Source organism: Staphylococcus pasteuri, from assembly GCF_003970495.1.
Classification (GTDB): Bacteria; Bacillota; Bacilli; order Staphylococcales; family Staphylococcaceae; genus Staphylococcus; species Staphylococcus pasteuri.
This window is the reverse complement of sequence record NZ_RXWW01000034.1, coordinates 39,221-62,381: the sequence shown is the minus strand read 5'-3', so window position 1 is coordinate 62,381 and position 23,161 is coordinate 39,221. Positions and strand designations below refer to the sequence as shown.

At 32.8% G+C, this 23,161-nt stretch carries 46 protein-coding genes and 2 pseudogenes; 43 read left to right on the top strand and 5 right to left on the bottom strand.

The window, feature by feature from the left end:
• Positions 1-654: 654 nt before the first annotated feature.
• The 4 genes from CD121_RS05605 to CD121_RS05580 all read right to left on the bottom strand — a co-directional run bounded on the left by CD121_RS05605 (position 655) and on the right by CD121_RS05580 (position 3,201).
• Positions 655-915, bottom strand: a complete 261-nt coding sequence (locus CD121_RS05605; RefSeq protein ID WP_126567612.1) for a helix-turn-helix domain-containing protein — start codon at positions 913-915, stop codon at positions 655-657.
• Positions 916-1,182: 267 nt separating this feature from the next.
• Positions 1,183-1,344: a hypothetical protein gene (locus CD121_RS12250; protein WP_185817748.1), complete on the bottom strand. Its 162-nt coding sequence runs from the start codon at positions 1,342-1,344 to the stop codon at positions 1,183-1,185.
• 833 nt (positions 1,345-2,177) lie between these two features.
• Positions 2,178-2,849: an ImmA/IrrE family metallo-endopeptidase gene (locus tag CD121_RS05585; protein WP_017636939.1), complete on the bottom strand. Its 672-nt coding sequence runs from the start codon at positions 2,847-2,849 to the stop codon at positions 2,178-2,180.
• A gap of 13 nt (positions 2,850-2,862) precedes the next feature.
• Positions 2,863-3,201, bottom strand: a complete 339-nt coding sequence (locus CD121_RS05580; RefSeq protein ID WP_017636938.1) for a helix-turn-helix domain-containing protein — start codon at positions 3,199-3,201, stop codon at positions 2,863-2,865.
• Positions 3,202-3,464: 263 nt separating this feature from the next.
• Here CD121_RS05580 and CD121_RS05575 point away from each other — a divergent pair, with 263 nt between their 5' ends.
• From CD121_RS05575 to tscA, 4 genes are read left to right on the top strand one after another with little or no spacing between them, the layout of a single operon-like run.
• A complete protein-coding gene (locus tag CD121_RS05575; protein ID WP_009382133.1) occupies positions 3,465-3,659 on the top strand; it encodes a helix-turn-helix domain-containing protein in 195 nt (64 codons plus the stop codon).
• Positions 3,659-3,799 (top strand): antA/AntB antirepressor family protein, encoded by a 141-nt coding sequence (locus CD121_RS12505; protein WP_306669223.1) that lies wholly within the window; start codon positions 3,659-3,661, stop codon positions 3,797-3,799. Before CD121_RS05575 ends, CD121_RS12505 begins: the two co-directional genes overlap by 1 nt.
• Complete coding sequence (locus CD121_RS05570; protein ID WP_306669222.1) at positions 3,786-4,448, top strand: antA/AntB antirepressor family protein; 663 nt, start codon at positions 3,786-3,788, stop codon at positions 4,446-4,448. The genes CD121_RS12505 and CD121_RS05570 overlap by 14 nt, the downstream gene beginning before the upstream one ends.
• Before the next feature lie 11 nt (positions 4,449-4,459).
• Positions 4,460-4,678 (top strand): type II toxin-antitoxin system antitoxin TscA, encoded by a 219-nt coding sequence (gene tscA / locus CD121_RS05565; protein WP_017636936.1) that lies wholly within the window; start codon positions 4,460-4,462, stop codon positions 4,676-4,678.
• A gap of 346 nt (positions 4,679-5,024) precedes the next feature.
• Here tscA and CD121_RS05560 read toward each other — a convergent pair whose 3' ends face one another.
• The gene (locus tag CD121_RS05560) at positions 5,025-5,228 is read right to left on the bottom strand and encodes a hypothetical protein (RefSeq protein WP_126567610.1); all 204 of its coding nucleotides are present in this window, start codon (positions 5,226-5,228) and stop codon (positions 5,025-5,027) included.
• Positions 5,229-5,286: 58 nt separating this feature from the next.
• Here CD121_RS05560 and CD121_RS05555 point away from each other — a divergent pair, with 58 nt between their 5' ends.
• From CD121_RS05555 to CD121_RS05380, 39 genes and pseudogenes are all read left to right on the top strand, one after another.
• Complete coding sequence (locus CD121_RS05555; RefSeq protein ID WP_126567609.1) at positions 5,287-5,604, top strand: DUF771 domain-containing protein; 318 nt, start codon at positions 5,287-5,289, stop codon at positions 5,602-5,604.
• 2 nt (positions 5,605-5,606) lie between these two features.
• On the top strand, positions 5,607-5,780 hold the full coding sequence (locus CD121_RS12245) for a DUF1270 family protein (protein ID WP_185817747.1): 174 nt from the start codon (positions 5,607-5,609) through the stop codon (positions 5,778-5,780).
• A 71-nt stretch (positions 5,781-5,851) separates the two neighbouring features.
• The gene (locus CD121_RS05550; RefSeq protein ID WP_126567608.1) at positions 5,852-6,058 is read left to right on the top strand and encodes a hypothetical protein; all 207 of its coding nucleotides are present in this window, start codon (positions 5,852-5,854) and stop codon (positions 6,056-6,058) included.
• The gene (locus CD121_RS05545; protein WP_126567607.1) at positions 6,051-6,536 is read left to right on the top strand and encodes a siphovirus Gp157 family protein; all 486 of its coding nucleotides are present in this window, start codon (positions 6,051-6,053) and stop codon (positions 6,534-6,536) included. Before CD121_RS05550 ends, CD121_RS05545 begins: the two co-directional genes overlap by 8 nt.
• Positions 6,537-7,322: an AAA family ATPase gene (locus CD121_RS05540; protein ID WP_126567606.1), complete on the top strand. Its 786-nt coding sequence runs from the start codon at positions 6,537-6,539 to the stop codon at positions 7,320-7,322. It begins immediately after the preceding gene.
• 28 nt (positions 7,323-7,350) lie between these two features.
• Positions 7,351-7,875, top strand: coding sequence for a single stranded DNA-binding domain-containing protein (locus CD121_RS05535; protein WP_126567605.1), 525 nt, complete (start codon positions 7,351-7,353; stop codon positions 7,873-7,875).
• A gap of 11 nt (positions 7,876-7,886) precedes the next feature.
• On the top strand, positions 7,887-8,558 hold the full coding sequence (locus CD121_RS05530) for a putative HNHc nuclease (RefSeq protein ID WP_126567604.1): 672 nt from the start codon (positions 7,887-7,889) through the stop codon (positions 8,556-8,558).
• The gene (locus tag CD121_RS05525; RefSeq protein ID WP_126567603.1) at positions 8,555-8,785 is read left to right on the top strand and encodes a helix-turn-helix domain-containing protein; all 231 of its coding nucleotides are present in this window, start codon (positions 8,555-8,557) and stop codon (positions 8,783-8,785) included. Before CD121_RS05530 ends, CD121_RS05525 begins: the two co-directional genes overlap by 4 nt.
• A gap of 2 nt (positions 8,786-8,787) precedes the next feature.
• Positions 8,788-9,528 (top strand): helix-turn-helix domain-containing protein, encoded by a 741-nt coding sequence (locus CD121_RS05520; RefSeq protein WP_126567602.1) that lies wholly within the window; start codon positions 8,788-8,790, stop codon positions 9,526-9,528.
• 12 nt (positions 9,529-9,540) lie between these two features.
• Positions 9,541-10,326, top strand: coding sequence for an ATP-binding protein (locus CD121_RS05515; protein ID WP_126567601.1), 786 nt, complete (start codon positions 9,541-9,543; stop codon positions 10,324-10,326).
• Positions 10,323-10,481, top strand: coding sequence for a hypothetical protein (locus CD121_RS12385; RefSeq protein WP_246456617.1), 159 nt, complete (start codon positions 10,323-10,325; stop codon positions 10,479-10,481). Before CD121_RS05515 ends, CD121_RS12385 begins: the two co-directional genes overlap by 4 nt.
• 11 nt (positions 10,482-10,492) lie before the next feature.
• A complete protein-coding gene (locus CD121_RS05510) occupies positions 10,493-10,717 on the top strand; it encodes a DUF3269 family protein (protein ID WP_126567600.1) in 225 nt (74 codons plus the stop codon).
• 9 nt (positions 10,718-10,726) lie between these two features.
• Complete coding sequence (locus tag CD121_RS05505) at positions 10,727-11,131, top strand: DUF1064 domain-containing protein (protein WP_126567599.1); 405 nt, start codon at positions 10,727-10,729, stop codon at positions 11,129-11,131.
• A gap of 4 nt (positions 11,132-11,135) precedes the next feature.
• Positions 11,136-11,327, top strand: a pseudogene (locus CD121_RS05500) (hypothetical protein).
• 2 nt (positions 11,328-11,329) lie between these two features.
• On the top strand, positions 11,330-11,722 hold the full coding sequence (locus CD121_RS05495; protein ID WP_126567598.1) for an SA1788 family PVL leukocidin-associated protein: 393 nt from the start codon (positions 11,330-11,332) through the stop codon (positions 11,720-11,722).
• 4 nt (positions 11,723-11,726) lie between these two features.
• Positions 11,727-12,161, top strand: coding sequence for a DUF3310 domain-containing protein (locus CD121_RS05490; RefSeq protein ID WP_126567597.1), 435 nt, complete (start codon positions 11,727-11,729; stop codon positions 12,159-12,161).
• Positions 12,162-12,167: 6 nt separating this feature from the next.
• Positions 12,168-12,848 carry a hypothetical protein gene (locus CD121_RS05485; RefSeq protein ID WP_126567596.1) on the top strand — a complete coding sequence of 227 codons (681 nt, stop codon included), beginning with the start codon at positions 12,168-12,170 and terminating at the stop codon, positions 12,846-12,848.
• Positions 12,845-13,045 carry a hypothetical protein gene (locus tag CD121_RS05480; protein ID WP_126567614.1) on the top strand — a complete coding sequence of 67 codons (201 nt, stop codon included), beginning with the start codon at positions 12,845-12,847 and terminating at the stop codon, positions 13,043-13,045. The genes CD121_RS05485 and CD121_RS05480 overlap by 4 nt, the downstream gene beginning before the upstream one ends.
• Positions 13,042-13,275, top strand: a complete 234-nt coding sequence (locus tag CD121_RS05475) for an SAV1978 family virulence-associated passenger protein (RefSeq protein WP_126567595.1) — start codon at positions 13,042-13,044, stop codon at positions 13,273-13,275. Before CD121_RS05480 ends, CD121_RS05475 begins: the two co-directional genes overlap by 4 nt.
• A gap of 12 nt (positions 13,276-13,287) precedes the next feature.
• Positions 13,288-13,704, top strand: coding sequence for a hypothetical protein (locus tag CD121_RS05470; RefSeq protein WP_159463310.1), 417 nt, complete (start codon positions 13,288-13,290; stop codon positions 13,702-13,704).
• Positions 13,701-14,171 carry a class I SAM-dependent methyltransferase gene (locus CD121_RS05465; protein WP_126567593.1) on the top strand — a complete coding sequence of 157 codons (471 nt, stop codon included), beginning with the start codon at positions 13,701-13,703 and terminating at the stop codon, positions 14,169-14,171. Before CD121_RS05470 ends, CD121_RS05465 begins: the two co-directional genes overlap by 4 nt.
• A 62-nt stretch (positions 14,172-14,233) precedes the next feature.
• Positions 14,234-14,465: pseudogene (locus CD121_RS12240) on the top strand (hypothetical protein).
• Entirely contained in the window at positions 14,458-14,817 is a 360-nt protein-coding gene (locus CD121_RS05460) for a hypothetical protein (RefSeq protein WP_126567592.1), read from the top strand. The pseudogene CD121_RS12240 and the gene CD121_RS05460 overlap by 8 nt, the downstream one beginning before the upstream one ends.
• Positions 14,817-14,984: a hypothetical protein gene (locus tag CD121_RS12235; protein ID WP_185817746.1), complete on the top strand. Its 168-nt coding sequence runs from the start codon at positions 14,817-14,819 to the stop codon at positions 14,982-14,984. The genes CD121_RS05460 and CD121_RS12235 overlap by 1 nt, the downstream gene beginning before the upstream one ends.
• A complete protein-coding gene (locus CD121_RS05455) occupies positions 14,981-15,160 on the top strand; it encodes a hypothetical protein (RefSeq protein ID WP_126567591.1) in 180 nt (59 codons plus the stop codon). Before CD121_RS12235 ends, CD121_RS05455 begins: the two co-directional genes overlap by 4 nt.
• Positions 15,160-15,498 carry a hypothetical protein gene (locus tag CD121_RS05450; RefSeq protein WP_126567590.1) on the top strand — a complete coding sequence of 113 codons (339 nt, stop codon included), beginning with the start codon at positions 15,160-15,162 and terminating at the stop codon, positions 15,496-15,498. Before CD121_RS05455 ends, CD121_RS05450 begins: the two co-directional genes overlap by 1 nt.
• The gene (locus CD121_RS05445; RefSeq protein WP_126567589.1) at positions 15,491-16,036 is read left to right on the top strand and encodes a dUTP diphosphatase; all 546 of its coding nucleotides are present in this window, start codon (positions 15,491-15,493) and stop codon (positions 16,034-16,036) included. Before CD121_RS05450 ends, CD121_RS05445 begins: the two co-directional genes overlap by 8 nt.
• 347 nt (positions 16,037-16,383) lie before the next feature.
• Positions 16,384-16,608 (top strand): hypothetical protein, encoded by a 225-nt coding sequence (locus tag CD121_RS05435; protein ID WP_126567587.1) that lies wholly within the window; start codon positions 16,384-16,386, stop codon positions 16,606-16,608.
• Positions 16,608-16,844: a DUF1381 domain-containing protein gene (locus CD121_RS05430; protein ID WP_126567586.1), complete on the top strand. Its 237-nt coding sequence runs from the start codon at positions 16,608-16,610 to the stop codon at positions 16,842-16,844. Before CD121_RS05435 ends, CD121_RS05430 begins: the two co-directional genes overlap by 1 nt.
• A complete protein-coding gene (gene rinB / locus CD121_RS05425; protein ID WP_126567585.1) occupies positions 16,837-17,013 on the top strand; it encodes a transcriptional activator RinB in 177 nt (58 codons plus the stop codon). The genes CD121_RS05430 and rinB overlap by 8 nt, the downstream gene beginning before the upstream one ends.
• The gene (locus CD121_RS05420) at positions 17,013-17,243 is read left to right on the top strand and encodes a hypothetical protein (RefSeq protein WP_126567584.1); all 231 of its coding nucleotides are present in this window, start codon (positions 17,013-17,015) and stop codon (positions 17,241-17,243) included. The genes rinB and CD121_RS05420 overlap by 1 nt, the downstream gene beginning before the upstream one ends.
• Complete coding sequence (locus CD121_RS05415) at positions 17,243-17,446, top strand: DUF1514 family protein (protein WP_017636904.1); 204 nt, start codon at positions 17,243-17,245, stop codon at positions 17,444-17,446. Before CD121_RS05420 ends, CD121_RS05415 begins: the two co-directional genes overlap by 1 nt.
• Before the next feature lie 85 nt (positions 17,447-17,531).
• Positions 17,532-17,906 carry an SA1788 family PVL leukocidin-associated protein gene (locus CD121_RS05410; protein WP_017636903.1) on the top strand — a complete coding sequence of 125 codons (375 nt, stop codon included), beginning with the start codon at positions 17,532-17,534 and terminating at the stop codon, positions 17,904-17,906.
• Between the two features lie 110 nt (positions 17,907-18,016).
• Positions 18,017-18,448 carry a hypothetical protein gene (locus CD121_RS05405; RefSeq protein ID WP_126567583.1) on the top strand — a complete coding sequence of 144 codons (432 nt, stop codon included), beginning with the start codon at positions 18,017-18,019 and terminating at the stop codon, positions 18,446-18,448.
• Between the two features lie 129 nt (positions 18,449-18,577).
• Positions 18,578-18,901 carry an HNH endonuclease gene (locus CD121_RS05400; protein WP_126567582.1) on the top strand — a complete coding sequence of 108 codons (324 nt, stop codon included), beginning with the start codon at positions 18,578-18,580 and terminating at the stop codon, positions 18,899-18,901.
• Positions 18,902-19,100: 199 nt separating this feature from the next.
• Complete coding sequence (locus tag CD121_RS05395) at positions 19,101-19,460, top strand: hypothetical protein (protein ID WP_126567581.1); 360 nt, start codon at positions 19,101-19,103, stop codon at positions 19,458-19,460.
• A complete protein-coding gene (locus tag CD121_RS05390) occupies positions 19,457-21,118 on the top strand; it encodes a terminase TerL endonuclease subunit (protein WP_126567580.1) in 1,662 nt (553 codons plus the stop codon). The genes CD121_RS05395 and CD121_RS05390 overlap by 4 nt, the downstream gene beginning before the upstream one ends.
• Positions 21,119-21,138: 20 nt before the next feature.
• Positions 21,139-22,305, top strand: coding sequence for a phage portal protein (locus CD121_RS05385; protein ID WP_126567579.1), 1,167 nt, complete (start codon positions 21,139-21,141; stop codon positions 22,303-22,305).
• Positions 22,286-23,155 (top strand): head maturation protease, ClpP-related, encoded by an 870-nt coding sequence (locus CD121_RS05380; RefSeq protein ID WP_017636898.1) that lies wholly within the window; start codon positions 22,286-22,288, stop codon positions 23,153-23,155. The genes CD121_RS05385 and CD121_RS05380 overlap by 20 nt, the downstream gene beginning before the upstream one ends.
• Positions 23,156-23,161: the final 6 nt, after the last annotated feature.

Below are 23,161 nucleotides of genomic sequence, written 5' to 3'. Positions count from 1 at the left end.
GTATTTAAAATATTTATTTTTATTTGTTTGTACTTCATAAATTACTTCACTTAATTTTATTTTACAATTTAAAATTCTCAAAATTAGTCTCCTTACCAATAGAATCTTAATTTAGTACAAAAGGTCATAAAGCATAATTGCAATAATAAAGATACATAATGCATATAATATAGTCCATGTAGCATAAGTTCTTTTTAAAATTCTCATTTTTATTTTAATAAACATATATGCATTGTATACAAATAATAGTATACATATACCACATAAAATAAAAAGCCAATTTATAACTAGAGTCATTTCTACACCTCGAAACCATACTGCTATACTGAATTACTTTTGTTTATATATAAAACCATCACTAGATACAGAATAAATAATAGGGGTAGGTGAACTACCCGGTTATTTATTCTTGAAATAGTAATCAACGTAACTTATAATATATTTAAGATAACTCGAGAAGGATTAGCTCTGGGTCCCCGAATGGGGGTAGGCGTAAGCTGAGAATTCCTATGATCCTGGGGTTATCTTTTTTTTATTTGCTTTTTTAATGTTATCTATCCCCATGATAAATGCTTCTTGACATTTAAGTAATAAACGCTCTTTCAAGTTTTCTTTCTCCATCCCTCAACCTCCTTTGGAAGCATTACATTATCTTTACTTATTAATCCCTCTTATTTCAACATCATATAATTCTTTGTATAGTTGTCTCATTTTACTATCTAAGAATTCTTCGTATGAAGAATTAAAGAAATCAGCAAGAATTAGTGCGTCCTTCATTTTAGGATCTCTTTGATGATTTTCCCATTCCCATAAATGGTGTGGTTCGTAATCAGTACCGTAAATTTTATTGAGTTTTTTTGTTAATTCATCGATTTCTAAATTATTCTTTTTACGTAAATTATATAAAGTGTTCATCTTATACTTCTCCTTTATCATATATCTTTATATTCAGACACTCGTAATGGCTCAAATTGAATAACATATTTACCATATCGAGAGGAATAATCATATTTTTGAGCTTCTTCTTTTGATCGTCATTTAAATCGTTATAGTTCAGACTTATATTACTAGTGTATTGACTATGTTGATTAGAAATATTCATTGTTTCTGTTTCTACTTCTGAATTTTCATTTCTCCTTTATCCCACCATTAATATGGTAAAATAATTAATTTGCGTAAATGTTATTTTAGCTCTTTTTCAATCTCTTCACCTTTAGCTCTACCTTTATCATCTACTTCAGTTTTAGGATCTTTCTTTTTCTTTGCGCTCTCTTCTACATCTTTAGTGCCACATGCGCCTAAAATTAATGTGCTTGCGAAAATTAAAAATAAAACCTTTTTCATTCTACATATCTCCTTTATTTATGTAATTTATATTAAAGCGTCACTAGGACGGAGTTAATAAATTTTCGAACATGATATTTCATCCTTTAAATCTATTCAGATAATAAATTAACCAAGTGACCTATGAAAGAAAAGAAACCTAATAACAAAAAAGCTAAGGCTATAGTCCTGCAAGTCCTTTTATAGGTAAGCCCTTCCGTCTGCGATAAAAAGAAACTGAAAATAAATAAAAAAATACTAATTAAAAACAAACCGATAATCACATAGATCAATGTATTCATCCCCTTAGATTAAGTTTATTTCATCTTGATCATATGCAGTAACTAAATGTGAATTATATAATTATAAAAAAATAAAATTATATAGTATTATCACGATAATAGAGATAAAAACTATAGTTAATACCGTCCACATGGTATAAGCTCTTTTAGAAATTTGTTCGTTCGCTTTTATAAGTTTATAAATATTGATGATTAACAAAATAACATTTACAATTAGTAAAATTAATAGGCATTCAATAACGAATGTCATCATCTACGCCTCCTTTGGACTTACTGTCTTTTTTTATCAATTTCTCTGGCGTATTTTTGTAATTTTCTGCGTGTTTTTATAATACTTTCCTTTTTAGGACGTGACTTCCTAAAAACATTACCTCTGTTAGTTCTCACGGTATAAAAAATTTTCCTCAGTTTAACTTGATAATTAATTATTTTCATTATATTTCTCCTTTATAAATTTATATTATAGCGACAGTAGGACGGAGTTAATCAACTCTATGCAATTTGTACACTTTCAACGGCTCAAACGTAATAGAGTAATTACCGTAGTGAGTTTTAATAACCGTATTCAGTTCTCATTATGTGATTATATTCTGCCAACTGCTCTCCTAACATTTCTTCAAGAAATGACATATAAGTTTCCATGTGCCTATGTTCAAACATTGAAATATGATATTCTAATCCACTGTCCATGTGTTCATCAAAGATATCTAATGCAACTTTTGCAGCTTGATAACTAATTTTGAATAGATCTGCCGCATCACCTACACTCAATACATTACGATATTTGTATCTAACATTAAGAGGGAATAGGAGGCATGAGGCAAACGAGTTAGCTTCATATTCCTCTAAATGAGTACGTTGAGAATCTTGGAATATAGGTGTTTTCTCGTAGCTCATACCATCATGTTCCATGATATAGTGACCATATTCATGAGCTAGAGTAAAACGTAATCTTCTATTATATATATTGTCGTTATAAATAATGGCGAATTTATTTCCCTTTTTAATATGAAAAGCCTCATCAGAACCACCGTATGTTTGTAATTCATTTAAAGTGTATCCAGTCATATTACAAAAATCTTCAAACGTAAATAATTCCACATTACTATCATTCTCTATTATTTCTTTAATAGGTAAAGGGAATCTATCTATATAATTAGTTTCAATTAATGCACTTACAGCTCGTGCTGCTTTTAAAAATGAATTTTGATATACAAAATGCAAAATAAAATCCCCTTTATTTGTCTTTAGTGTATTCGTCCCAATTATCGAAGAAAGTTTCAAACATTTTTAATGCTTTTTCTCTATCTTCTTTAGTCATGTTTTTTACGCCACGATGCATAATACGAATTTCTTCATCTTCTTGCTCGCCAGCGTATTCATCTTTTTCTCTTCCTAATAAGTAGTCAACAGATACGTCGAAGTAGTCGGCTACTTTTTGAATTTTATCAATTCCTGGTTTAGTTTTTTTCCATCTTCTTATTTGTCCGTTAGAAAAACCTAAAATCCTCTCTAATTCAGCAAAAGTCAAGCTTTGTGAGTTACATAAGTTGCGTATTCTTTGTACTAAATTCATAAAATTCTCCTATCACAGTTAACTTATTTGTTATTTTAGTTTGACAAATAGCATATAAGTTATTATACTGTATTTAAGCTTTAAATTTAGCCATTAAACAAATAACAAATATTCGTTAGGGAACGAGTGACAGCAACCGATTTAACAGTGCTTAATTGCGTTGTTATAGGTTTATTAAGCTATGCTTAAATATTAGCACAAAAGTTATTTTAATTCAATGGATAATTTATATGCTTAGTAAAAAAGTTAATGGAGGTGTAATCATGGCAACAACAGAATTCGGCATGAAAGTAAGAATGGAATTACTTAAACGTAACATCACGAATAAGCAACTAGCAGATATGTTAGGTATTTCAAGTGCTTACTTATCAGATATCTTACGTGGACGTAGAGATGCATTTGAACAAAAGAAACGAATTGCGAAAATCTTAGAAATCAAAGAAGAGGTGAAAAGTTAATGAATGAAATTCAACAGCTATTCAATTTAAAACGTAATGAAGATGGAACAGTTGCAGTAAGTGGTCGTGAATTACACAAAGGATTAGAAATCGGAACTCAATATGATAAATGGATGGAACGGATGATTGCATACGGTTGAAGAAAATATCGACTATATCATTCAAAGTGTAAAAGTACAAAGTCAAAAAAGACTACGTACTTATGAACAACTCGACCACATCATGACACTAGACATGGCGAAAGAAATTTCAATGATACAACGTAGTGAAATTGGAAGAAAAATCAGAGGTTACTTCATCAAAGTAGAAAGACAACATAATGAGTTAGCGAGTGCATACGGAATTACTTCATTAGATGATATGAACCAACTTATTGAACAATTAGTTAGTGACAAACTCGATTACTTAATTTCAACAGGAAAAGTAAGTAATCAGAAATTAGAAGAATTAAACGAAAAATTCGAAGGCGAATATGTAACGCCACAAGACATTGACGCTATCAAATTTGCTATCAAGTCTAAAGCTGAACAAATTCTAGGTAAAGCTGGTATTCAAGTAACGATAGATGAATTCCTAATCGGAGATGTATATGAACAAGCATTAGCAAACAGGAAAGCTAAAGAAGAGTATCGTCATCAATTAGGAAAAGTTAAATCTAAATTATTAGTTAAGTCTAAAAAAAATCTTGGTATGAAAGGTAACGCACCTAACAACCACATCAAACGTAAAGACGTAGACCTAATAATTCAATTCATCAAAGATGTTAGACCATCTGCGATTGAAATATAGGAGGAATCATGATGACACCAGAACAAAGAAACATACTTACGATTGTTCATTATTACTTACAAATGGATAGTAACGATGAATCAGAAACATACGAACACACTATAGAAGAAGCAGGCAAGATAGAAACAATAGAAGTAAGCAGAGAACAACACTTAGAAGAAGTAATGCGTTGGGCAGCACAAGAATTAGAAAAACACTTCGAACTATTACCAGAACCCAAAAATGATTAATACCCACAATCGAACAAACAACTTAAAGGAGTGAATGGAATGCGAGAAGAAAATAAAAAATCTCGATGTAGTGACAACCACATCAAGATTACTGGTTGGGAAATAGTTGATATTAACAGAAAACTAAACTTCTTTAATTACTTACTAATAATTTTAATAGTGCTAGAAGTGTTCCAAATACTCCTGTTATAGAAGGGAGGAAATCAAATGTTTAAACGAAAAAAGAATAAATTTGAATTAAAAATAAATATAAAAAACCGCAATGAACTAGATGAATTGCTGGAGACAATTCAAAAAGACATTGCAGCTTTAAAGAATGATTTTGATAAATTAAATCAATTTAGACTCAAATTTGATTTAGAGCAATCTCAGAAGAACACTTCGGGCAATTAGCTTTATAATTTCTGAACTTGAAAGTCGCTTTTTTATCACATACTGGACATTTCATTTTCTTATCAAAATTAGCTAATTGTTTATCCAAAGCTTTTAGAAAGTCTTTATCAAATTGTTTTTCATCAAAATCAATAGAAACGTTTGACTTTTTAGCCATAGGCAACACCTCCCTTCGTAAAGGGATAACAACATTATACACGAAAGGAGTATCTAAGATGACGCAAACTTTAACCGTATCTGTACCAATACCAGACACACACGTACTTGTCGCTAAAGATGAATACGACGAATTATTAAGTTACTCACTAGACCCAGTTTGGGACTTAAAAGAATTGAAACGCAAATTGAAAATGTCATCTGATGACACTATTAAAGACAGATTATTATTCAATCCAAAATTTGAGAAATTACTCAAAAAGCAAGGCATCGCACATTATCCAGATGAGAGTTTAAATCGTTGGAGATTCAACGCAAGAAAGATGAATAAATTTATCGAGGAACACTTTGAAGAAATACATGGAAAGGGGAGATGAAAATGAACAAATCATTCTTAATCGCGTTAATCACATGGTTCACATTCTCATTGTTCTTAACGTTTGCAGGTGTGCATTTCATCACTTCGTTAGGAACAGCGGCGTTAATCAGTATTGCAGTATTTGTATTCTTTGAATATATGTACTTCGACAATGAAAAAAAGACTGAATGCTAGTCGGATAGCAAACAGTCGCTCACGAAATATAACTAACTTAAATATACGAAATATAACGGAGGTAGTCAACTATGAATAAAACAGAAGAAAAATTATTAGAATTACTCAAAATTACATGGCAGAACGAATGGCGACTTAAATCTCAACTAGCTGAACGTGATGAAGAATTAGAGCATCAACGACGAATTATGCAATTTGAAATCAATATGTATAAAGAACAAAAAGAAATGTACAAAAGAGCATATCAAATCTTAAAAGGAGAATGTGTAGATGAGTAACATTTACCAAATTAACGATAAATTCTTATCAGTTTTAAATATGGCTGATGAAGATGTTGACCCACAAATCATACAAGACACATTAGACTCAATCGAATTGGAACTAAATGAAAAAGTAGATAACATTGTAGGACTTAAACGTAGTGTTGATTCAGATGTTGATGCTATAGACAAAGAGCTTAAACGTCTACAAGAGTTGAAAAAATCAAAAGTAAAGTTTTCAGACCGTTTGAAAGGTTATCTTTCAGACATGTTAGAACAACGACAGTTAGATAACTACAGAACATCTAAGAATTACATTTACAAACGTAAAAACGGTGCGAGTAAAGATGTTGTAGACGAATCTAAAATACCTAAAGAATATTGGGTATCACAAGCGCCTAAACTAAATTCAAAAATGCTCACTGATGATTTAAAAGCAGGAAAAGAAATACCAGGAGCGCAACTTAAACAAACGATAAGTTTGGTGGTGAAGTAGATGACTGAATCAAATGCTGAACAATCTGACATACTGAAAGAATTAGGCATTGAAGAAATTAATGAAGATACTCAAAACTATTATTCAATTATGGCATATGGCAAATCAGGAACTGGTAAGACAACTTTAGCCACTAGAGAAAATAACGCGTTTATTATCGATATACATGAAGATGGTACTCAAGTAACACGACAAGGTTTTGTAAAGAAAGTAGATAACTATATAGCCTTTCGAAATACGATAGCGAGTATCGAAAAGATAGTAAATGCAGGTAGACAAAAAGGAAAGTTAATTGATGTAGTTGTTATTGAAACAGCACAAAAATTAAGGGATATAACACTTACGCATGTAATGAATACACACCAAGTCAAAAAAGCAAGGCTACAGGATTATGGCGAAACATCTAAATTAATTGTTAATTCAATCAGATACTTATTAAAGGTTAAAGACAAACTCGGGGTTCACGTTATATTAACAGGACATGAAGGACTTAATTCAGAAGATAAAGATGAGAACGGCAACATTATAAATCCGAGAATATCAATCGAAGTGCAAGCAGCTATACACAATAATTTAGTAACTCAGTTCGACATTATTGGTCATACATTTATTGATGATCATGTTGATGAAAACGGAAACGCTACACATGATTATGTGTTTTCAGTAGAGCCATCGAATTTATATACAACTAAAGTTAGACATAATCCAGAAATAACAATCAAGAATCCAAACATTAAAAATGCTTCAATTTCAAAAATTGTAGATATGGCACAAAACGGAAACTAATAAAAAACTAAAAGGACGGTAATTAATTATGAACTTCAATTTAAATTTACAAGGCGCACAAGAAATCGGTAACTATATGCAACCAGGACAATACAGTGTGAAAGTTAAAAACTTTGAATCTAAAGAATCTAAGAATGGACACCCACAAATAGCGATCACGTTCACGCATAAAGAAGAGGGAGAATTCACGCATTATGCTAATGGTGATACTTCAAATGACTTCGCTAAAAATTGGTTATACACATTCTTAAAAGCATTAGGAATTCAAGATAATAATGGACAATTCAGTTTTACTGAAAGAGATGTAATCGGAAAACCAATCAATATTGAACTTGAACGTAAATACAATGACTACACAGACAAGTGGAACACAGTATTAAAACGTTTTTGGAAATTTGATGGCACACCAATTTATGAAAAAGTTGGAATTAAAGAGAATGAGAAAAATGAAGGCAATGAACAATCTAGTAAACCAAGTGTGAACGATAATAATAATCCTTTTGCAAACGCTAATGGTCCAATTGATATACAGGATTCAGATTTGCCTTTCTAGGTTGTGATTAAGTGTCACAAATTATTAAATACCAACCAAATAACAATGGTTCATACGATGTAGTTGTTACTGGTGTAGAAATACCAGAACAAGTTATCGAACTATTAGATTTAAACCAACCAATTGATGTTGATTGTTCGGTGATAGATCCTAATTCTATCACTGGACAACAACGTAAATTGATATTCGCGTTATGTAACGACATAGAAGCTCATACAGGACAACCTCGAGATTATATGAGGCAAATGTTCCAAGATTATGTAAAGTTTCTGTATGGCTACGAAGAACGCATATCTTTAGCAAATTGCACTCGAACTATAGCTAAGCAAATTATAGAAGTAATGTTCGAATGGATTTTTACCAATGCTATTCCATTGAATTATAAAACGAGTGAATTAATGAAAGAAGATAAAAATTATCTTTATTGGGCAACCGTTACACGACACTGTGTCATCTGTGGCACTCCAAGTAGCGACCTAGCTCACTATGAGTCAGTAGGTAGAGGAATGAACAGGAATAAGATGAATCACTACGATAAACACATATTGGCGTTATGTAGAAAACATCATAACGAACAACATGCGATTGGTGTTAAGTCATTTGATGAAAAATATCACTTACAAAACAGTTGGATCAAAGTTGATAGTCGTCTTAATGCAATGTTGAAAGGAGTAAAACAATGAAATCAAGAATGATTACGCTTGAAGATAGAATGCGTATTGCTCATAGAATTAATAATTTAAGAATGAAAGAAGAGTTATCACAAATCGAATTTGGAGAACGTGTTGGAGTTGGGCGCATAGCAGTTAATCGCTGGGAGAATAGATGGCAATTACCACCGATGAAAACTGTTAGGAAAATATCAGAAGAATACAATACAACGCCAGAATGGATATTGTACGGGGAGTGATAGTGATGACAAATAAAATCAAAAGTAATATTACTGGTTACGGTCTTGTATTTAAGCGAGTTATGAAAGACAAAGACATCAGTATTGAAGCTAAGGCTTTATACAGTTACCTATCAGCTTATGGTGGTTCAGATGAGAGTTCATTTCCTAGTGTTGAATTAATTAAGCACGAACTTAACATAGGTAAACAACGTTATCAACGTGCTAGACGTGAGTTAGAGAATGCAGGATATTTACAAGTCGATAGAAAACAAAACGGAAACATTTACGGAAGTAATTTATATACACTCTTTCATATCCCTCGACAGGTTGATATCCGACCGGTCGACAGTCAACCGGTTGAAATTCAATCGGTCGACAACCAGCCCACTACAATTAACAGTATTACAAATAACAATAATACAAATAACAGTAACACAATTAATAATAGCGCAACTGACGTTACGCGTGAGCGTTTTGAAGAATGGTGGAAACTTTATGATAAGAAGAAAGATAAAAAACTGACCTTTTCTAAATTCAAGAGTTGTCTTAAAAAACATTCATTCGAACAGATCATGCAAGGCACTAGAGAATATCTTAAAACGATTAAAGATAAACAATATCAGAAATATCCTAAAACATTTCTTACTAATGAAAGTTATATGAATGACTACAGCGAAGAAATACAAGAAGAGTCTAACAATCCATATGCTAACGCATTTGATAATGCACAGCCATTGGATATGGAAAATCTACCGTTCTAAAGGAGTGATGAGATGGAGGCTTTCCAGAACCTAGTTAAGCAAGCAGGTTTTAGAAATAAGATAGTTAAACAAGAATTCGGATTGCATTGCAATGACTGTGGTCGCAAGTATGATTACTACGAATTCGATAATGGACAAGTAGTCAAAGACGGTTGTGACTGCGACATGATTGCATTAGCAAAAGAATCTACTGAAAACTATCGCAAGAAACAACGTAAGTCTAAAGCGGAAAAGATATTTAAACAATCAATTATCAATGACAACTTAGCTAAAGTCACTTTCGATAACTACCAACCTACATCAGAACAGCTTAACTATGCTAAAGGATTATGTAAGAGATATGCAGATAACTTCACATTAGATAATAAACAATCACTACTTATACAAGGTTCATTTGGTACAGGTAAGTCACATTTATCAATGAGCATAGTTAAAGAAGTTAAATCAAAAGGCTACACAGTGCTTTATATGAACGTCCCTCAACTTATATCAACTATCAAAAACACTTACAACAATAGAAACGGTATGACTGAACAGGAATTAGCACAAATTATTAGTGATGTGGATCTAATGGTGTTTGATGACTTTGGCATTAACATGAATGAGTTTGCCACAAGCAAGATGTTCGAGCTAGTAGAAAGTCGTGTAGGTAAGCACAACATATTCACTACCAATTTAGACGAAAAAGAAATGACTAGAAATAAAGATATGCAACGTATATTCAGCAGAATTATGAGCAATACAACGCTAATCAAAATGGACGGTCAAGATTACAGAACTAGGGGGCTTAAATTTTGATTACGTTAGAAGAAATTAAAACAAATCTACAGTGTTCTGATGTATACGCACAGAAGCTCATAGAATGCGCACAGGGCGACGAGAAGAAGTTAGAGAACTTATACTACCAAAAACTGGCAGAACGTCTTATACGCCCTGCCATTGTCGAATACTAGGAGTGTTATAAATGGCAAAAGAAAAATATTACCTATATAGAGAAGATGGCACGGAAGATATCAAAGTCATCAAGTATGAAGATGGTGTGAATGAGGTTTATTCACTCACAGGCGCTCATTTCAGCGACGAAAAGAAAATTATGACAGATAGTGAGCTAAAACGATTTAAGGGCGTGTATGACCTTAAATACGAAGAAGAATTAGGACTACAAGCTAACTTATTTGAATTTTTATAGAGGTGGCACATGAGTAAATATAACGCAAAGAAAGTTGAGTACAAAGGACATGTATTCGATAGCAAAGTAGAGTGTGAATATTACCAATATTTGGAAAGTAAGATGAACGGCGTTAACTATGATCGTATCGAAATACAACCAAAATATGAGTTGATTCCTAAAACTGGCAAACAACGTAAGACAGAATACATTGCTGATTTTGCACTCTACCTTAATGACGAGTTAATCGAAGTCATAGACGTTAAAGGTATGCCAACTGAAACAGCAAAGCTAAAAGCGAAGATGTTCAGATACCTATATAGAGATGTAAAGCTCACATGGATATGTAAAGCGCCTAAATATACAGGGCTTGATTGGATTACACATGAGGAGTTAGTGAAAGTTAGACGTCAACGTAAGAAAGAGAAAGGTTGATTTTATGGAACACAGAGAAGAAACAATTGAAGTTTAGGCGAAGTTAAAAGTACGTGTGAGATATCCAGTGTGGATTAATAACCGAATCACTACAGAGAAAGAACGTGAGCGCATTTTAGATTTAATCGCAAAGAATCCTAATAAAGAACTCATGCAAGAAGACATGGAATTAATTGAATTAGTAGAGGTGGAGTGAATATGGAAAGCAAAACATTAAATGCGAAAGGGAAATCTTATGTATTGATACCTAGAGATTTAGAAATTATGAGCCTTAATGAAATAACTATGCAAGGTTTAAGAACAAGATTGTTAAACGGTTGGAATTTCAGAGACGCAATAGATGCACCTAGTGGAATGAGACGTGAAGAATATCAGAACGAAAAGATGTTAGCTGATAAATACAAAATGCAACAAGAATTAGATTTGATTGTAGAGCAACGTCGTAGAGTTAAAAGAAGAGAAGATAAAAAAAGACGTGAAGAAATGTTAGCAAAACACAGAGTACGCACTAGATATTTTGAAGAGTTAGAGAAAAATAATTTAATAGCAAGAATCAAAAAAGACTGTTACGGCAGAGTGCAAAGGGGATAGAGAGATGAGGATAAAAGATTTAAATGCTGGAGATTGGGTGCAATTCATAGGAGATAATGGACAGTCGCAATATGGTAAGTATACTCAACGTTGCAAAAATTTAGTGACTGGAGAGGATTTCACCAACTTGATTATGCATAATGGACAAACCTACAGACTAACTGATAATGATGATTTTGTTGTGGTGGACTTACCGTTTACACAAAAGCTAGATGAAGTAGTGGGCGTATCTAATAGAACACCGAAACATTATCAAGGTAGCGACGGGATAGACGTGATTGAATTCTTATATCAACAACTTTCATTTGAAGAATTCAAAGGCTATATGAAGGGCAATATGATTAAATACCCTGTGCGTAGTGGCAGAAAAGACAATGAAAAAGAAGATATCAAAAAAGCGTATGACTATGCAGGAAGATTACTTGAAAAAATGGAGTGATTAATCATGATCTATATGTACGAACCATTTGCGCATACTATCACTAAAACAACTGTTAAGCATTTAAGTTATATTACTGGTATTCCAGAAATGACAATATACCAACAGAAACACAAAGGTCAGTTTAACTATAAACTAAATTGTTTCTTTACAGACAAACTACCACGTATAAAAAAGAAACAAGAAATCAATGAGCTTATAAAAGTAAGTGACGAAGTTTGGAAGTTCAATGAACATTATCAATTGTATGTAAGTAATCTAGGTAGATTTAAGACATTAGACGGACAATTTAAATTTGCTAATAACAACAAAGGTTCATTGAACATCATTCACAAAAATAAACATCATCGAGCTAGCGACATAGTATTTAAAACTTTTATTGCAGGTATTCAGAATGGTATGCACGCGTATCCTAAAAATAGAATTTACAACGACATCACCGCAGATAATTTATTTGCAACGTCATTCAAGAAATATAGATTGTACAGAATAAATAAAGGTTGTTCTAAAGCAGTTTATCTAGTTGATTCTAATAACAACATTGTTGAAGAGTATTTAAGCACTAGAGAGGCTAGTAAGCATATGAATTTAGATAGAACGAATGTATCAAGGAAATGTAATAGAAACTACGTTGAAGATGGATTAATGTTCATGTGGGCAACCGATTACAAAGAGGTAGCTATATGACAACTAACACATTAGAACTTTCATCAACGATCAACCAACGTTATAAATACGACACTGCAGGTAAAACACCGACGCAGATACAAAGTGAACTGCGTAAGAAAGGCGTGCAGGGCTTTGTAGTTAAAGTGGCAGGACGCAAAGTGACGATGAAAGTAATGGAGCAACACATTAAAAGTAATAGGGAGTGTATGAGATGAACAAAAAAGCATTCCTCAATCAATACTTCGGCACTAAACGATACTTTTACCAAGACGATGAGAAAGTAGCCCACATGCATATTGTCAATGGCGTGTATTACCTACACGGTCATCACAAGACGAAGTGGTCAGGAGTTAAAACCACATTCAACAGTGAGCAGGAGTTTAACGAGTACATTAAGCAACACGGATTAACTTTGGAAGACGAAAGACAATTAACTTTATTTTAGGAGTGAGTGGACATGGTAAAGATTAAACGAAAAGTAGAGATGACTTTACACGAGGTTATTAAGTGGGCTTGGGATAACGATATAACAGATAAAGTTTATAGATGTAATCATCTACAGGGGCAGACAATTAGATTCGATCAATATGGTCTTGTTGATTTTAGTGATAAATATAAATATACAAAAACAGATAAATTCACAGTAGAAGTTGAGGAAGAAATCACGAAAGATAAGGCTTTAAACCATTTAGTAATTGCTTATACAAACCCTGTTCATGGAGATGGTAGCAAATCCTATAAGAATGAATCAATAAAAAACATTTTAAAATTAGAGCGCAACCGTAATCCTCTCAACAGATCTTTATCGATAACTTACTTCGACGAAAATGGACTACCACATTTAATTTGGCGAAAAGGGGCAATGTTCGAATGACCACTAAAATATTAGACGCTTGTTGTGGTAGCAAGATGTTTTGGTTCGATAAGGAAAATAAAGATGTAACGTTCATGGATATCAGAGAATTAGATACAGAGTTAAGCGATGGCCGAAAGTTAGTTGTTAAACCCGACATTATGGCCGACTTTAGAAATATGCCGTTTGAGGATAATTCGTTTCATCTAGTTGTCTTTGATCCACCACATTTAAAAACAGGTGGGGATAAAAGCTGGTTAGTTCAAAAGTATGGTCGTTTAAATGAAAATTGGCCAGATGATATAAAGCAAGGTTTCAACGAGTGTATGAGAGTTTTAAAGCCTAACGGAACATTAATATTTAAGTGGAATGAGGAACAAATAAAACTTGGCCAAATATTAAAATGTTTTAATCAAGCTCCTTTATTTGGTAACAAAAGAGCAAAAACACATTGGCTAGTCTTTATGAAACTGGAGGAAGCAGAATGAGAGATTTTACGATAACCGAATATAACCCATTAAAAGATACTTATGCAGTTACTAGAGATAGTTTGATTAAAAGTAAAATAGCATTTGAGATATTAAGAGATGAACGTGACTCATACAAAAAAGCAACGTGATGAGTTGATTGATGATATGGCAGAGGTTAAGCGTAAAGCACAGGCGTTTGATGAGATACAAACCAATCTCGGTCACGTATCAGATTTAGACGAATACGAGACGTTAGATTACAAAGATTGCCAGATATTAAAAGGTATTTTACAGGAGGCTAACCATGACTAAAGAGGTATACGTTATTTTTCAAGATGAAGATGGGCAAATATGCAAAACAGGACATATGCAAGCGACCGAAGAATTTTTGGAACAAAGTGAGATTAGTAATCTTGTTATTGTTAAACCAGAATATTATGGGGAGTTGGAGAAGAAAGCTAACGCTTGGGACGAATTAAAAAACGATACGTTAGCCGAGTATGAGTTATATCACAATAGCCTTAACAAATTAACAAATACTAACACTGTGACAGAAACGAAAGGTTATTTATTAGCAACGGGTACAATGCTATCACGTATGGACGAGTTAGACGGTACGAATGACTTTGAAGAATTTTTAGAGGGATTGGAGCGTGGGGAGTGATGTTACGAACTTTTAAAGTTAAATATTCATTGAACCCAAACAAGCCCTATACATTTACTGAACAAGTTCAAGCAGTTAACGAGTATGAGGCAAGGAAAAAGATTACAAAACAATTTAATCGAAAAGGGTTAACTATACAAATTATAAGTGTGGAGCGTGGCGAATGATGTTTAAAGTTAAAGAGTTTGAACGTACATCAACACAAGTAGAAGAAGATGTAAATGAATTCATAAAAGAGAACAATATTAAAGATTTTGAAGTGTGTGGTTATCAAGTAGATTGGTCTGAAAGTTACGAAGACCATTGCTCACATATCTTAATTAAATACTGGGAGGAACAATAATGAAAACAAGTGGAACTACAAGAGCGAGTATCAAATTTCCAGCATTAGCTTTTGAGTATAAAGACAAACCAGGTGTATATATCAGGGAACACGGTGGAGAAACTACCAATATAGAAGATGCGTTTTTAATGGTTTATGAAGATGGTAGTAAACCAGATAAAGAACAGTGTAAGGAATATTTTTTTAAAAGAGAGAAAGAAGAAGATGAATTTTTGAAAAAACAATTTGGTGAAAATGCAATCAACAATTATAAACCGAGTGAATGGTTTAAACATTGTAATTTAATAGACGTTTACATTAGCAGTAAAAAATTTAAGGAGATGATTTCCAATGACTAATCAATTAACAGTAGATCAATTACAAGAGTTATTACAAATACAAAAGGAATTTGACGATAGAATACCGACACTTAACTTACAAGATAGCAAGATTGCCTATGTAGTTGAATTCTTTGAATGGTTTAATACGTTGGAAACGTTCAAGAACTGGAAGAAGAAACCAGGTAAGCCGTTAGATGTACAACTTGATGAGTTAGCAGATATGTTGGCGTTTGGATTGAGTATTGCGAATCAAACGAAAGTTGTTTTTGATGATGAGGAAATGGAGTATATTCATATCTTTTTAAATAACATAAAACAAGATGCAAATAACCTAAAAGACATTTTGTACTTTTATGCGATATATGAAGATTTAGGGGAGTTATTGGTTAAAGAAGAATTTAGTAATAGAGATTCTTTAACCTATATGCTAATGCCTATAAGTTTAGCGTATGATTACTACACTATTGACCAACTCATTGATGCATACAAAAAGAAAATGGAGCGTAACCATGCAAGGCAAGACGGAACAGCAGACCAAGGAAAAGGATATGTTTAAGATGGTTTCGGATCAACAGGATACTAATTCTAAACGTGTCGAAATCGAGGCGGTTAAAAATAAAGATATTCTAACAAAAGTGAAAGAGGTGCTGGGTAAGTGAATGACATAATTGTTTTACTGATAATCGGAATAGGGTTAGTCGCATTAGATTACTTTGTTGATAAGTATCTTTTTGGTAATGATGAACACGCTACTGTATACAAAATCGGACTTTTTATTATTTTAATATTGCTTGTAGGATTTTCTGTCGAGAAAGATATATTAGCAGTTTTAATAGCATTGCTATTCTTAATGATAATTAACAAATTTAAAATAATAGTGAAATTTCTATAGGTAAGGAGTGAGTGGGAATGGAAGATAATCAAAATGACAAGAAATATATTATTGAAATAAAGAGTGGCTTGTACGTATCAACAAATGCATTTGGAAATGTATACAGTTTCACTAAAGACATAGAAAAAGCTACTAAAACTTCTTATTTAGATAGTGCTATGGATATTGCAGAACGCTGCTATGGTACCGTCAAAGAATACAGAATGAAACATGAAATTTTAGAGGTCATAGATTAATGCAATACCTAATCACAACATTCACAGATTCAACAGGTATACCACACAATCACGTGACTAAGGCTAAGGATAATCAAACGTTTACGGTGGTTGAGGCAGAGAGCAAAGAAGAGGCAATGAAGATATTTAAAGACAAAAAACGTAGAGAAGAATTCATTCGGGGACTAAGGGATTTAAAACTAGTAACTAGCAGAAAGAGATTAGATGTTTTTAATGAGGAGGAAGACAATGATTAAACACATTTCAAAACTAATATTCACAATAGCAATGTATGAGTTAGGTAAGTACGTGACGGAACAATTAATTATTTGGTGGCAGAGTGATGATGTGTTAGATGTGCCGTTAGATTATACTGACGCAGACCATGCACATCTTAATCGATTGATGAGAGAGGTGTCAGAGTAATGGAGTTGGCTGGACTAATAGCTAATATAGTTATGTTTCTTGTATGGTCATATGCAATGTATAGATGTATTAAGGCAGAGAAGAAAGCACGAAAGTACTTCGATACAATGACAGATGTATGGAATGAAAATACACGGTTAAAAGAACAACTTTCACTCTATCAAAAAAGTGAATGGGATTATGAACCTTTAAAGTGGCTAGATAAGCATGAAGATGAGGTGAGTAACTAATGTGGATAATCATATCAATCATACTTGCAGTTATTATATTATTCCTTGTTGGAAATAATGGTATGTTACGTAATGAAAACAACGGTTTGAGATACACTAACGTATACTTATTTACTCGTTTTGTTAAAGATAATGGTGAAGAAGGGATTAGAGAGTTACAAGAGGAAATGGAAAAGGTAGCTAACAAGTTTAATAAAAATTAATAATTTTTTAAAAAGTAGGGTAGCTCAATACCATGATTTGATATAAAATGAAAAACACTATACAAACAATCTGGAGATGTTTTAAATGTTAAAGACTACCATTAAAGTTAAAAATGAAAAAAGAGAGCTAACTAACTTGGAACTACAAAAGATGCAAGATAATGCTTTAGATCATGGTATTGTTAGTAACAGAATAAGGGATAATTGGACTGAAGAAGAAGTGTTTAACGTACCTAAAGGTATGAGCCGTACTCAATATGCTGAGTATAAATCTTTAAAAAATTTAGAAATTGCTAATAAAAATGATAAAAGTAACGACACACGAAATACTCTAAAGAAACCATGGCTATATAAAGTAAGACAATTACATGGGCGTTCAGAGTATGTACAAAGTCAAATGGATAACAATTCTTTTGTCAAACTGAAAAAGGATTGCTATGGAAGAATGCAAAGAGTTTAAAATTAATTATATATATATATTTAAGGTAAAGGTACTAATTTACTCTAGTACCTTTATAATTTATACTATTATTAGTACCTGGTACTAAATGTAGGTAACGGAGGTAGTAGATGTATACACGTGACGAAGTAAGAAACATGATAGACAATTATAAGTGGATGCGTAATATTATTGAAGCACAGGTATATGATGCAGATAGTACATCTACTGCACAGTATGGTATAGAAGCAGTAATGCCTAAAGCTAAAGGTGGTACAGGTGATAAGGTATTAGTCAAAGTGTTAGATAGGAATAGAGAGTATCGACGTAATATTAAATTACTACAGAAGATGGAGTTCATAGATAAGTATGAAGATTATATTACGAATGATAAGAACTATCATATATTACAGATGCTAAAGCTAGGGGTTAAACATAAGACTATTAAAGACTTGATGGAGATTAATAGCGACTCTACATTCTATGCATGTATCAATGAGATAGTCGGTGTGTATATGGATGTACAACGAGGACACTATGATGAGAAGGTATCGAAGAGATAGAAGACATCGAAGACATCGAAGGCTATGTGCATTAGGTATATCAATAAGATTATAATGGAGTCATACGATAAGAATATAAGAGGCACATCACATAGTGGTGTGTCTTTTGTTATGCATAAGGTGGATATAATGAGCAAGTTTAGTGAGTATATAGATATAAGAAACAATAACCGTAAGTTCTATATGAGAGCCAAATGGAGAAAGACAAGACAGCAAGTATTAGCACGAGATCATTATGAATGCGTGAGATGTAAAGAAGAAGGTAAGCTAACAATCAATCAACATCAGTCATTAGAAGTTGACCATATTCTTGAATTAGAAACTCATCCAGAACTTGCTTATGAATTAGATAACTTACAAACCTTATGCAAATATCACCACAATAAAAAACATGGCAGATTTGAATTTAACCCAAACAGAAAAGAAATAAAATTCAATGACGAACAGTGGTAAAAATATTTAGATAATTAAATTATATAACATAAATAAAATTGTAAAATCCCCCCAGTTTCAAGAATCCCATACCTAAAGGATTTGTCGGAAACCGGCGCTTGGGTCAATTATCCAAGTTTAAAACTCTAATTGATACATTAGGGGATAGACAATTAAAAATATTATCTAATTCAAAAAAACAAAGAAAGGGGGAGGGCAAATGAAAAACGACAAATACTTAAAAGACAAGTTAACACCCAATCAAATTAAAAAGATTAATAACTCAGAAGACTTCTTAATGTCACAGATTGACACCAATAATAATGTTGAAGTGGAAAAAGTAGAACGTTATATTAATTTATTAAAACTTTTCTACGCTTTAGATGTTTATATTGAACAGTCAGGACCCATAACAATCGTTAAAAATGCAAGTCAAGAGTTTGTTAAGGCTAACCCTGCTATTGCAGAGAAGAATAAAGTCAGTGGCTCATTACTTGCATTGGAAAAATCGTTCCAATTAGATAAGAAAGCAGAACAAAGACGATTAGAAGAAGCTGCGAAAGGACCTGATTTAACATGAAGATACCTAAATACGTTACAGACTACATAGAAAAAGGTAAATCAGGTAAAGCTTTATTCAATAAAGAACGTCATAAGTTAATATCTTTTTTAGAAGATAACATTTTGCAACGTGACGATCTTTACTTTGACACACAACGAATTGAAGATTACATCAAGTTTAGTCAAAAATGGTTTTTTCCACTACAAGATTTTCAAAAATTTATATCATGTTTTGTATTTTTGTATGAAGAAGATACAATGACACCTTATTTCTCTGAGTTCTTTATTTCAATGGCACGTGGTGGGGGTAAAAATGGTTATATTAGCACATTAGGTGCTTTTTTTATGACACCTTTACATGGCATACCTAAATACAATATGTCGGTGGTTGCGAATAGTGAAAAGCAAGCACAGGTTAGCTTTAGAGAAATCTATGAAATGATTGAGGGCAATGATTTATATGTAACTGCTGAAAGACCTAATAACCCTTTTTACTTAAGTAAGGTTTATGTGGAAGGTTTATCAACTAAATCTCAATTTCTTTTTGATACCTCTAATGAAAAAACAAAAGACGGTGCACGTGAAGGTTGCATTTTCTTTGATGAAATTCATGGCTATGAGAAAGATTCGGTTATCAATATTAAACGAAGTGGTTTAGGTAAGGTTGCACATCCTAGAACGTTCTATATCGGTACAGATGGCTATGTCCGAGAAGGCTTTTTAGATAGACTGAAAGAACGTGCAGATAATGTATTGAAAGGAATTAGCCCTGAAGATAGATTATTCCCATTCATTTGTAAGATTGATGATAAGAATGAACTTGATCACCCTGAAAAATGGGAAAAAGCGAATCCCATGTTCGAAGAACCTACAAGTGATTACGGTAAACAACTTTTCAAAGAAGTACATCAACAGTATTTAGGACTTAAGTTTAATCCATCTAATAGACCAGAGTTTATGACAAAGCGTATGAATATGCCTGAAACTGATTCACAAAGTGTTGTAGCACCTTGGGACGACATCATGGCGACTAATCGACCTATACCGCCCTTAGAAAATAATGAATGTATCGGTGGTTTAGACTATGCAAGTTTAAAAGACTTTGCAGCAGTTGGATTATTGTTCCGTTCAGGCGAAGATTACATTTGGAAGACTCATTCATTTGCAAGAAAAGAATTTTTAGATACTTATAAACTCAAACCACCTATTAAAGAATGGGAAGAAAGAGGCTTATTAACAATTGTAGATGAGCCAACAATAAGCCCTAAACATATTATTGATTGGTTTAGTGAAGCACAAAGAAACTACGGGCTTAAAAAAGTAATAGCTGATAATTTCAGAATGGATTTATTAAGAACCTTATTTGAAGATGCAGGTATTGAATATGAAGTGATTAAAAATACTAGAGCTATTCAGTCACTGCTAGCACCACGTGTTGAGGACATGTTTGCACAACGTCATTTAATATTTGGAGATAATCCTCTCATGCGTTGGTATACACAGAATGTTGCCGTTAAGATTCGTAAAGACGGCAACAAAGAGTATGAAAAGAAAGAGCCTATCCGACGTAAAACTGATGGATTTCAAGCGCTTATACATGCGTTATATAGAGCAGACGAGCTAAAAGATTCTAACTTAGATGATGAGATAGACTTGTTACGTGGTTTAAGGTTCTAAAGAAGGGAGGTTCAAATTAAATGGGATTATTTGATAATGTGTTTAAACGACATTCTGAATTGTCATGGATGTATGATCTCGAGTTTCTTCAAGATAAAAGTAAAAAAGCCTATTTAAAACAAATTGCTTTAAATACGGTTATTGAAATGGTTGCTAGAACTATATCTCAAAGTGAATTTAGAGTGATGACGGGTAATAAAAGAGAAAAAGATGACTTGCATTATAAATTAAATGTTCAACCGAACAAGAATCAAAATGCAGTCGATTTTTGGCAAAAGTTTATTTACAAATTAATCATAGATAATGAGGTACTTGTCGTAAAGAATGACGACGGGTACTTTTTTGTTGCCGATGACTTTGTAAAAGATGACGACATGGGACTATACCCACATAAATTCATAAATGTTATGGTTAACAACTTTGAATTTAAACGTTTCTTTTTAATGGATGATGTTATTTATTTAACTTATAGTAATCAAAAACTTGAGGACTTTTCGATGGGCTTATTTGAGGATTATGGCGAGATATTTGGTCGCATGATTGACTTGCAACTGATGAACAATCAAGTAAGAGGTGTCCTAAATATCGACACCACTCAATTTAAGGCTGAAGATGGAAGAGCAAAACTACAAGGCTATATAGATATGATGTTTGAGGCGTTTAAAAACAACTCTATAGCTATAGCACCATTAACAAAAGGCCTAGAATATGAAGAACATTCAAGTAAAGGCGCTTCACAAGGGACTCAAGAGTTTAAAGAGCTAGAAGAGTTAAAGCGTACCATACTTACAGATATAGCAAGAATGATAGGCGTGCCACCATCGTTAGTTATTGGCGAAATGGCAGACCTAGAAAAACAAATAGATTCATATTTGAAGTTTTGTATTAATCCTTTATTACGAAAAATCGAATCTGAATTAAATTCAAAATTTTTCTATGAGCAAGAATATTTAAATGAAGATAAACATATTAAAGTCGTAGGTATCGATAAGCGAGACCCACTACAAATGTCAGAAGCGATTGATAAATTAGTTTCATCAGGTACATTTACTCGAAATCAAGTACGAATCATGACGGGCGAAGACCCTGCCGATGACCCAGAATTAGATAAATTTATCATCACGAAAAACCTTCAAACTGCAGATGCATTTAAAGGAGGTGAGACTAATGCAAGTGGACAAGAGTAAAGGCTTTTTCAATGTTAAAAAGACGTCACCTACATCAGCTAGCATAGATATGTATGGCGAAATTGTAGATGAACGTATGAACGATATTGAAACAAGTGCCACATCGTTTAATCAAGCTTTAAAAGACTTAGGAGATGTAGAGAATATTACTTTAAATATTAATTCTCCAGGGGGTTCAGTGTTTAGCGGAATAGCTATTTACAATATGATTAAAAGCCATAAGTCACATATTACGGCAAATGTACAAGGTTTAGCTGCAAGTATAGCAACAGTTATTGCTATGGGAGCCGATAAAGTTGTTATGCCATCTAATAGTATGATGATGATTCATAATGCATGGACTATTGCGATGGGCAATGCAAATGACTTAAGAAAACAAGCCGATGATTTGGATAAAATTAATAGTACAGTATTTAATAGCTATGTTGCTAAAAACCCTGATATTGATCATGCGCTTCTTCAAAAGATGTTAGACGAAGAAACATGGTTAAGCGCCGAAGAATGTAAAAACTTAGGACTTATTGATGAAATTCAGAATGCAACACCAATAGCAGCAAAAATCTCACCGGAAATGGAGGCACAGTTTAAGAACATGCCAAATAAATTTAAACATTACAACGCGGACAACTTACCGCAAGAACAAGACACACCACCACAAGAAGAAAAGAAACCTGAAGAAAAAGATATTGATTTAAAAGTTGTGAATGATAAGTTAGATGACATCTTTACTTTGTTAAAAGATGTTGCTAAAAGTGTGGTTAAGGATGATTCAAAACAAGAACATGAAGATAATCCACCTAAGCCACCAGAACAACCACAAAACAAAAAATTCAATCGCTTTACATTTTAACTAGCT

Coding starts and splice junctions, on each gene's coding strand:
- CD121_RS05605 (WP_126567612.1), bottom strand. CDS start 915: ATGAACACTTTATATAATTTACGTAAAAAGAATAATTTAGAAATCGAT.
- CD121_RS12250 (WP_185817748.1), bottom strand. CDS start 1,344: ATGAAAAAGGTTTTATTTTTAATTTTCGCAAGCACATTAATTTTAGGC.
- CD121_RS05580 (WP_017636938.1), bottom strand. CDS start 3,201: ATGAATTTAGTACAAAGAATACGCAACTTATGTAACTCACAAAGCTTG.
- CD121_RS05575 (WP_009382133.1), top strand. CDS start 3,465: ATGGCAACAACAGAATTCGGCATGAAAGTAAGAATGGAATTACTTAAA.
- CD121_RS12505 (WP_306669223.1), top strand. CDS start 3,659: ATGAATGAAATTCAACAGCTATTCAATTTAAAACGTAATGAAGATGGA.
- tscA (WP_017636936.1), top strand. CDS start 4,460: ATGACACCAGAACAAAGAAACATACTTACGATTGTTCATTATTACTTA.
- CD121_RS05560 (WP_126567610.1), bottom strand. CDS start 5,228: ATGGCTAAAAAGTCAAACGTTTCTATTGATTTTGATGAAAAACAATTT.
- CD121_RS05555 (WP_126567609.1), top strand. CDS start 5,287: ATGACGCAAACTTTAACCGTATCTGTACCAATACCAGACACACACGTA.
- CD121_RS12245 (WP_185817747.1), top strand. CDS start 5,607: ATGAACAAATCATTCTTAATCGCGTTAATCACATGGTTCACATTCTCA.
- CD121_RS05550 (WP_126567608.1), top strand. CDS start 5,852: ATGAATAAAACAGAAGAAAAATTATTAGAATTACTCAAAATTACATGG.
- CD121_RS05545 (WP_126567607.1), top strand. CDS start 6,051: ATGAGTAACATTTACCAAATTAACGATAAATTCTTATCAGTTTTAAAT.
- CD121_RS05540 (WP_126567606.1), top strand. CDS start 6,537: ATGACTGAATCAAATGCTGAACAATCTGACATACTGAAAGAATTAGGC.
- CD121_RS05535 (WP_126567605.1), top strand. CDS start 7,351: ATGAACTTCAATTTAAATTTACAAGGCGCACAAGAAATCGGTAACTAT.
- CD121_RS05525 (WP_126567603.1), top strand. CDS start 8,555: ATGAAATCAAGAATGATTACGCTTGAAGATAGAATGCGTATTGCTCAT.
- CD121_RS05515 (WP_126567601.1), top strand. CDS start 9,541: ATGGAGGCTTTCCAGAACCTAGTTAAGCAAGCAGGTTTTAGAAATAAG.
- CD121_RS05510 (WP_126567600.1), top strand. CDS start 10,493: ATGGCAAAAGAAAAATATTACCTATATAGAGAAGATGGCACGGAAGAT.
- CD121_RS05505 (WP_126567599.1), top strand. CDS start 10,727: ATGAGTAAATATAACGCAAAGAAAGTTGAGTACAAAGGACATGTATTC.
- CD121_RS05495 (WP_126567598.1), top strand. CDS start 11,330: ATGGAAAGCAAAACATTAAATGCGAAAGGGAAATCTTATGTATTGATA.
- CD121_RS05490 (WP_126567597.1), top strand. CDS start 11,727: ATGAGGATAAAAGATTTAAATGCTGGAGATTGGGTGCAATTCATAGGA.
- CD121_RS05485 (WP_126567596.1), top strand. CDS start 12,168: ATGATCTATATGTACGAACCATTTGCGCATACTATCACTAAAACAACT.
- CD121_RS05480 (WP_126567614.1), top strand. CDS start 12,845: ATGACAACTAACACATTAGAACTTTCATCAACGATCAACCAACGTTAT.
- CD121_RS05475 (WP_126567595.1), top strand. CDS start 13,042: ATGAACAAAAAAGCATTCCTCAATCAATACTTCGGCACTAAACGATAC.
- CD121_RS05470 (WP_159463310.1), top strand. CDS start 13,288: ATGGTAAAGATTAAACGAAAAGTAGAGATGACTTTACACGAGGTTATT.
- CD121_RS05465 (WP_126567593.1), top strand. CDS start 13,701: ATGACCACTAAAATATTAGACGCTTGTTGTGGTAGCAAGATGTTTTGG.
- CD121_RS05460 (WP_126567592.1), top strand. CDS start 14,458: ATGACTAAAGAGGTATACGTTATTTTTCAAGATGAAGATGGGCAAATA.
- CD121_RS12235 (WP_185817746.1), top strand. CDS start 14,817: ATGTTACGAACTTTTAAAGTTAAATATTCATTGAACCCAAACAAGCCC.
- CD121_RS05455 (WP_126567591.1), top strand. CDS start 14,981: ATGATGTTTAAAGTTAAAGAGTTTGAACGTACATCAACACAAGTAGAA.
- CD121_RS05450 (WP_126567590.1), top strand. CDS start 15,160: ATGAAAACAAGTGGAACTACAAGAGCGAGTATCAAATTTCCAGCATTA.
- CD121_RS05445 (WP_126567589.1), top strand. CDS start 15,491: ATGACTAATCAATTAACAGTAGATCAATTACAAGAGTTATTACAAATA.
- CD121_RS05430 (WP_126567586.1), top strand. CDS start 16,608: ATGCAATACCTAATCACAACATTCACAGATTCAACAGGTATACCACAC.
- rinB (WP_126567585.1), top strand. CDS start 16,837: ATGATTAAACACATTTCAAAACTAATATTCACAATAGCAATGTATGAG.
- CD121_RS05420 (WP_126567584.1), top strand. CDS start 17,013: ATGGAGTTGGCTGGACTAATAGCTAATATAGTTATGTTTCTTGTATGG.
- CD121_RS05415 (WP_017636904.1), top strand. CDS start 17,243: ATGTGGATAATCATATCAATCATACTTGCAGTTATTATATTATTCCTT.
- CD121_RS05410 (WP_017636903.1), top strand. CDS start 17,532: ATGTTAAAGACTACCATTAAAGTTAAAAATGAAAAAAGAGAGCTAACT.
- CD121_RS05405 (WP_126567583.1), top strand. CDS start 18,017: ATGTATACACGTGACGAAGTAAGAAACATGATAGACAATTATAAGTGG.
- CD121_RS05400 (WP_126567582.1), top strand. CDS start 18,578: ATGAGCAAGTTTAGTGAGTATATAGATATAAGAAACAATAACCGTAAG.
- CD121_RS05395 (WP_126567581.1), top strand. CDS start 19,101: ATGAAAAACGACAAATACTTAAAAGACAAGTTAACACCCAATCAAATT.
- CD121_RS05390 (WP_126567580.1), top strand. CDS start 19,457: ATGAAGATACCTAAATACGTTACAGACTACATAGAAAAAGGTAAATCA.
- CD121_RS05385 (WP_126567579.1), top strand. CDS start 21,139: ATGGGATTATTTGATAATGTGTTTAAACGACATTCTGAATTGTCATGG.
- CD121_RS05380 (WP_017636898.1), top strand. CDS start 22,286: ATGCAAGTGGACAAGAGTAAAGGCTTTTTCAATGTTAAAAAGACGTCA.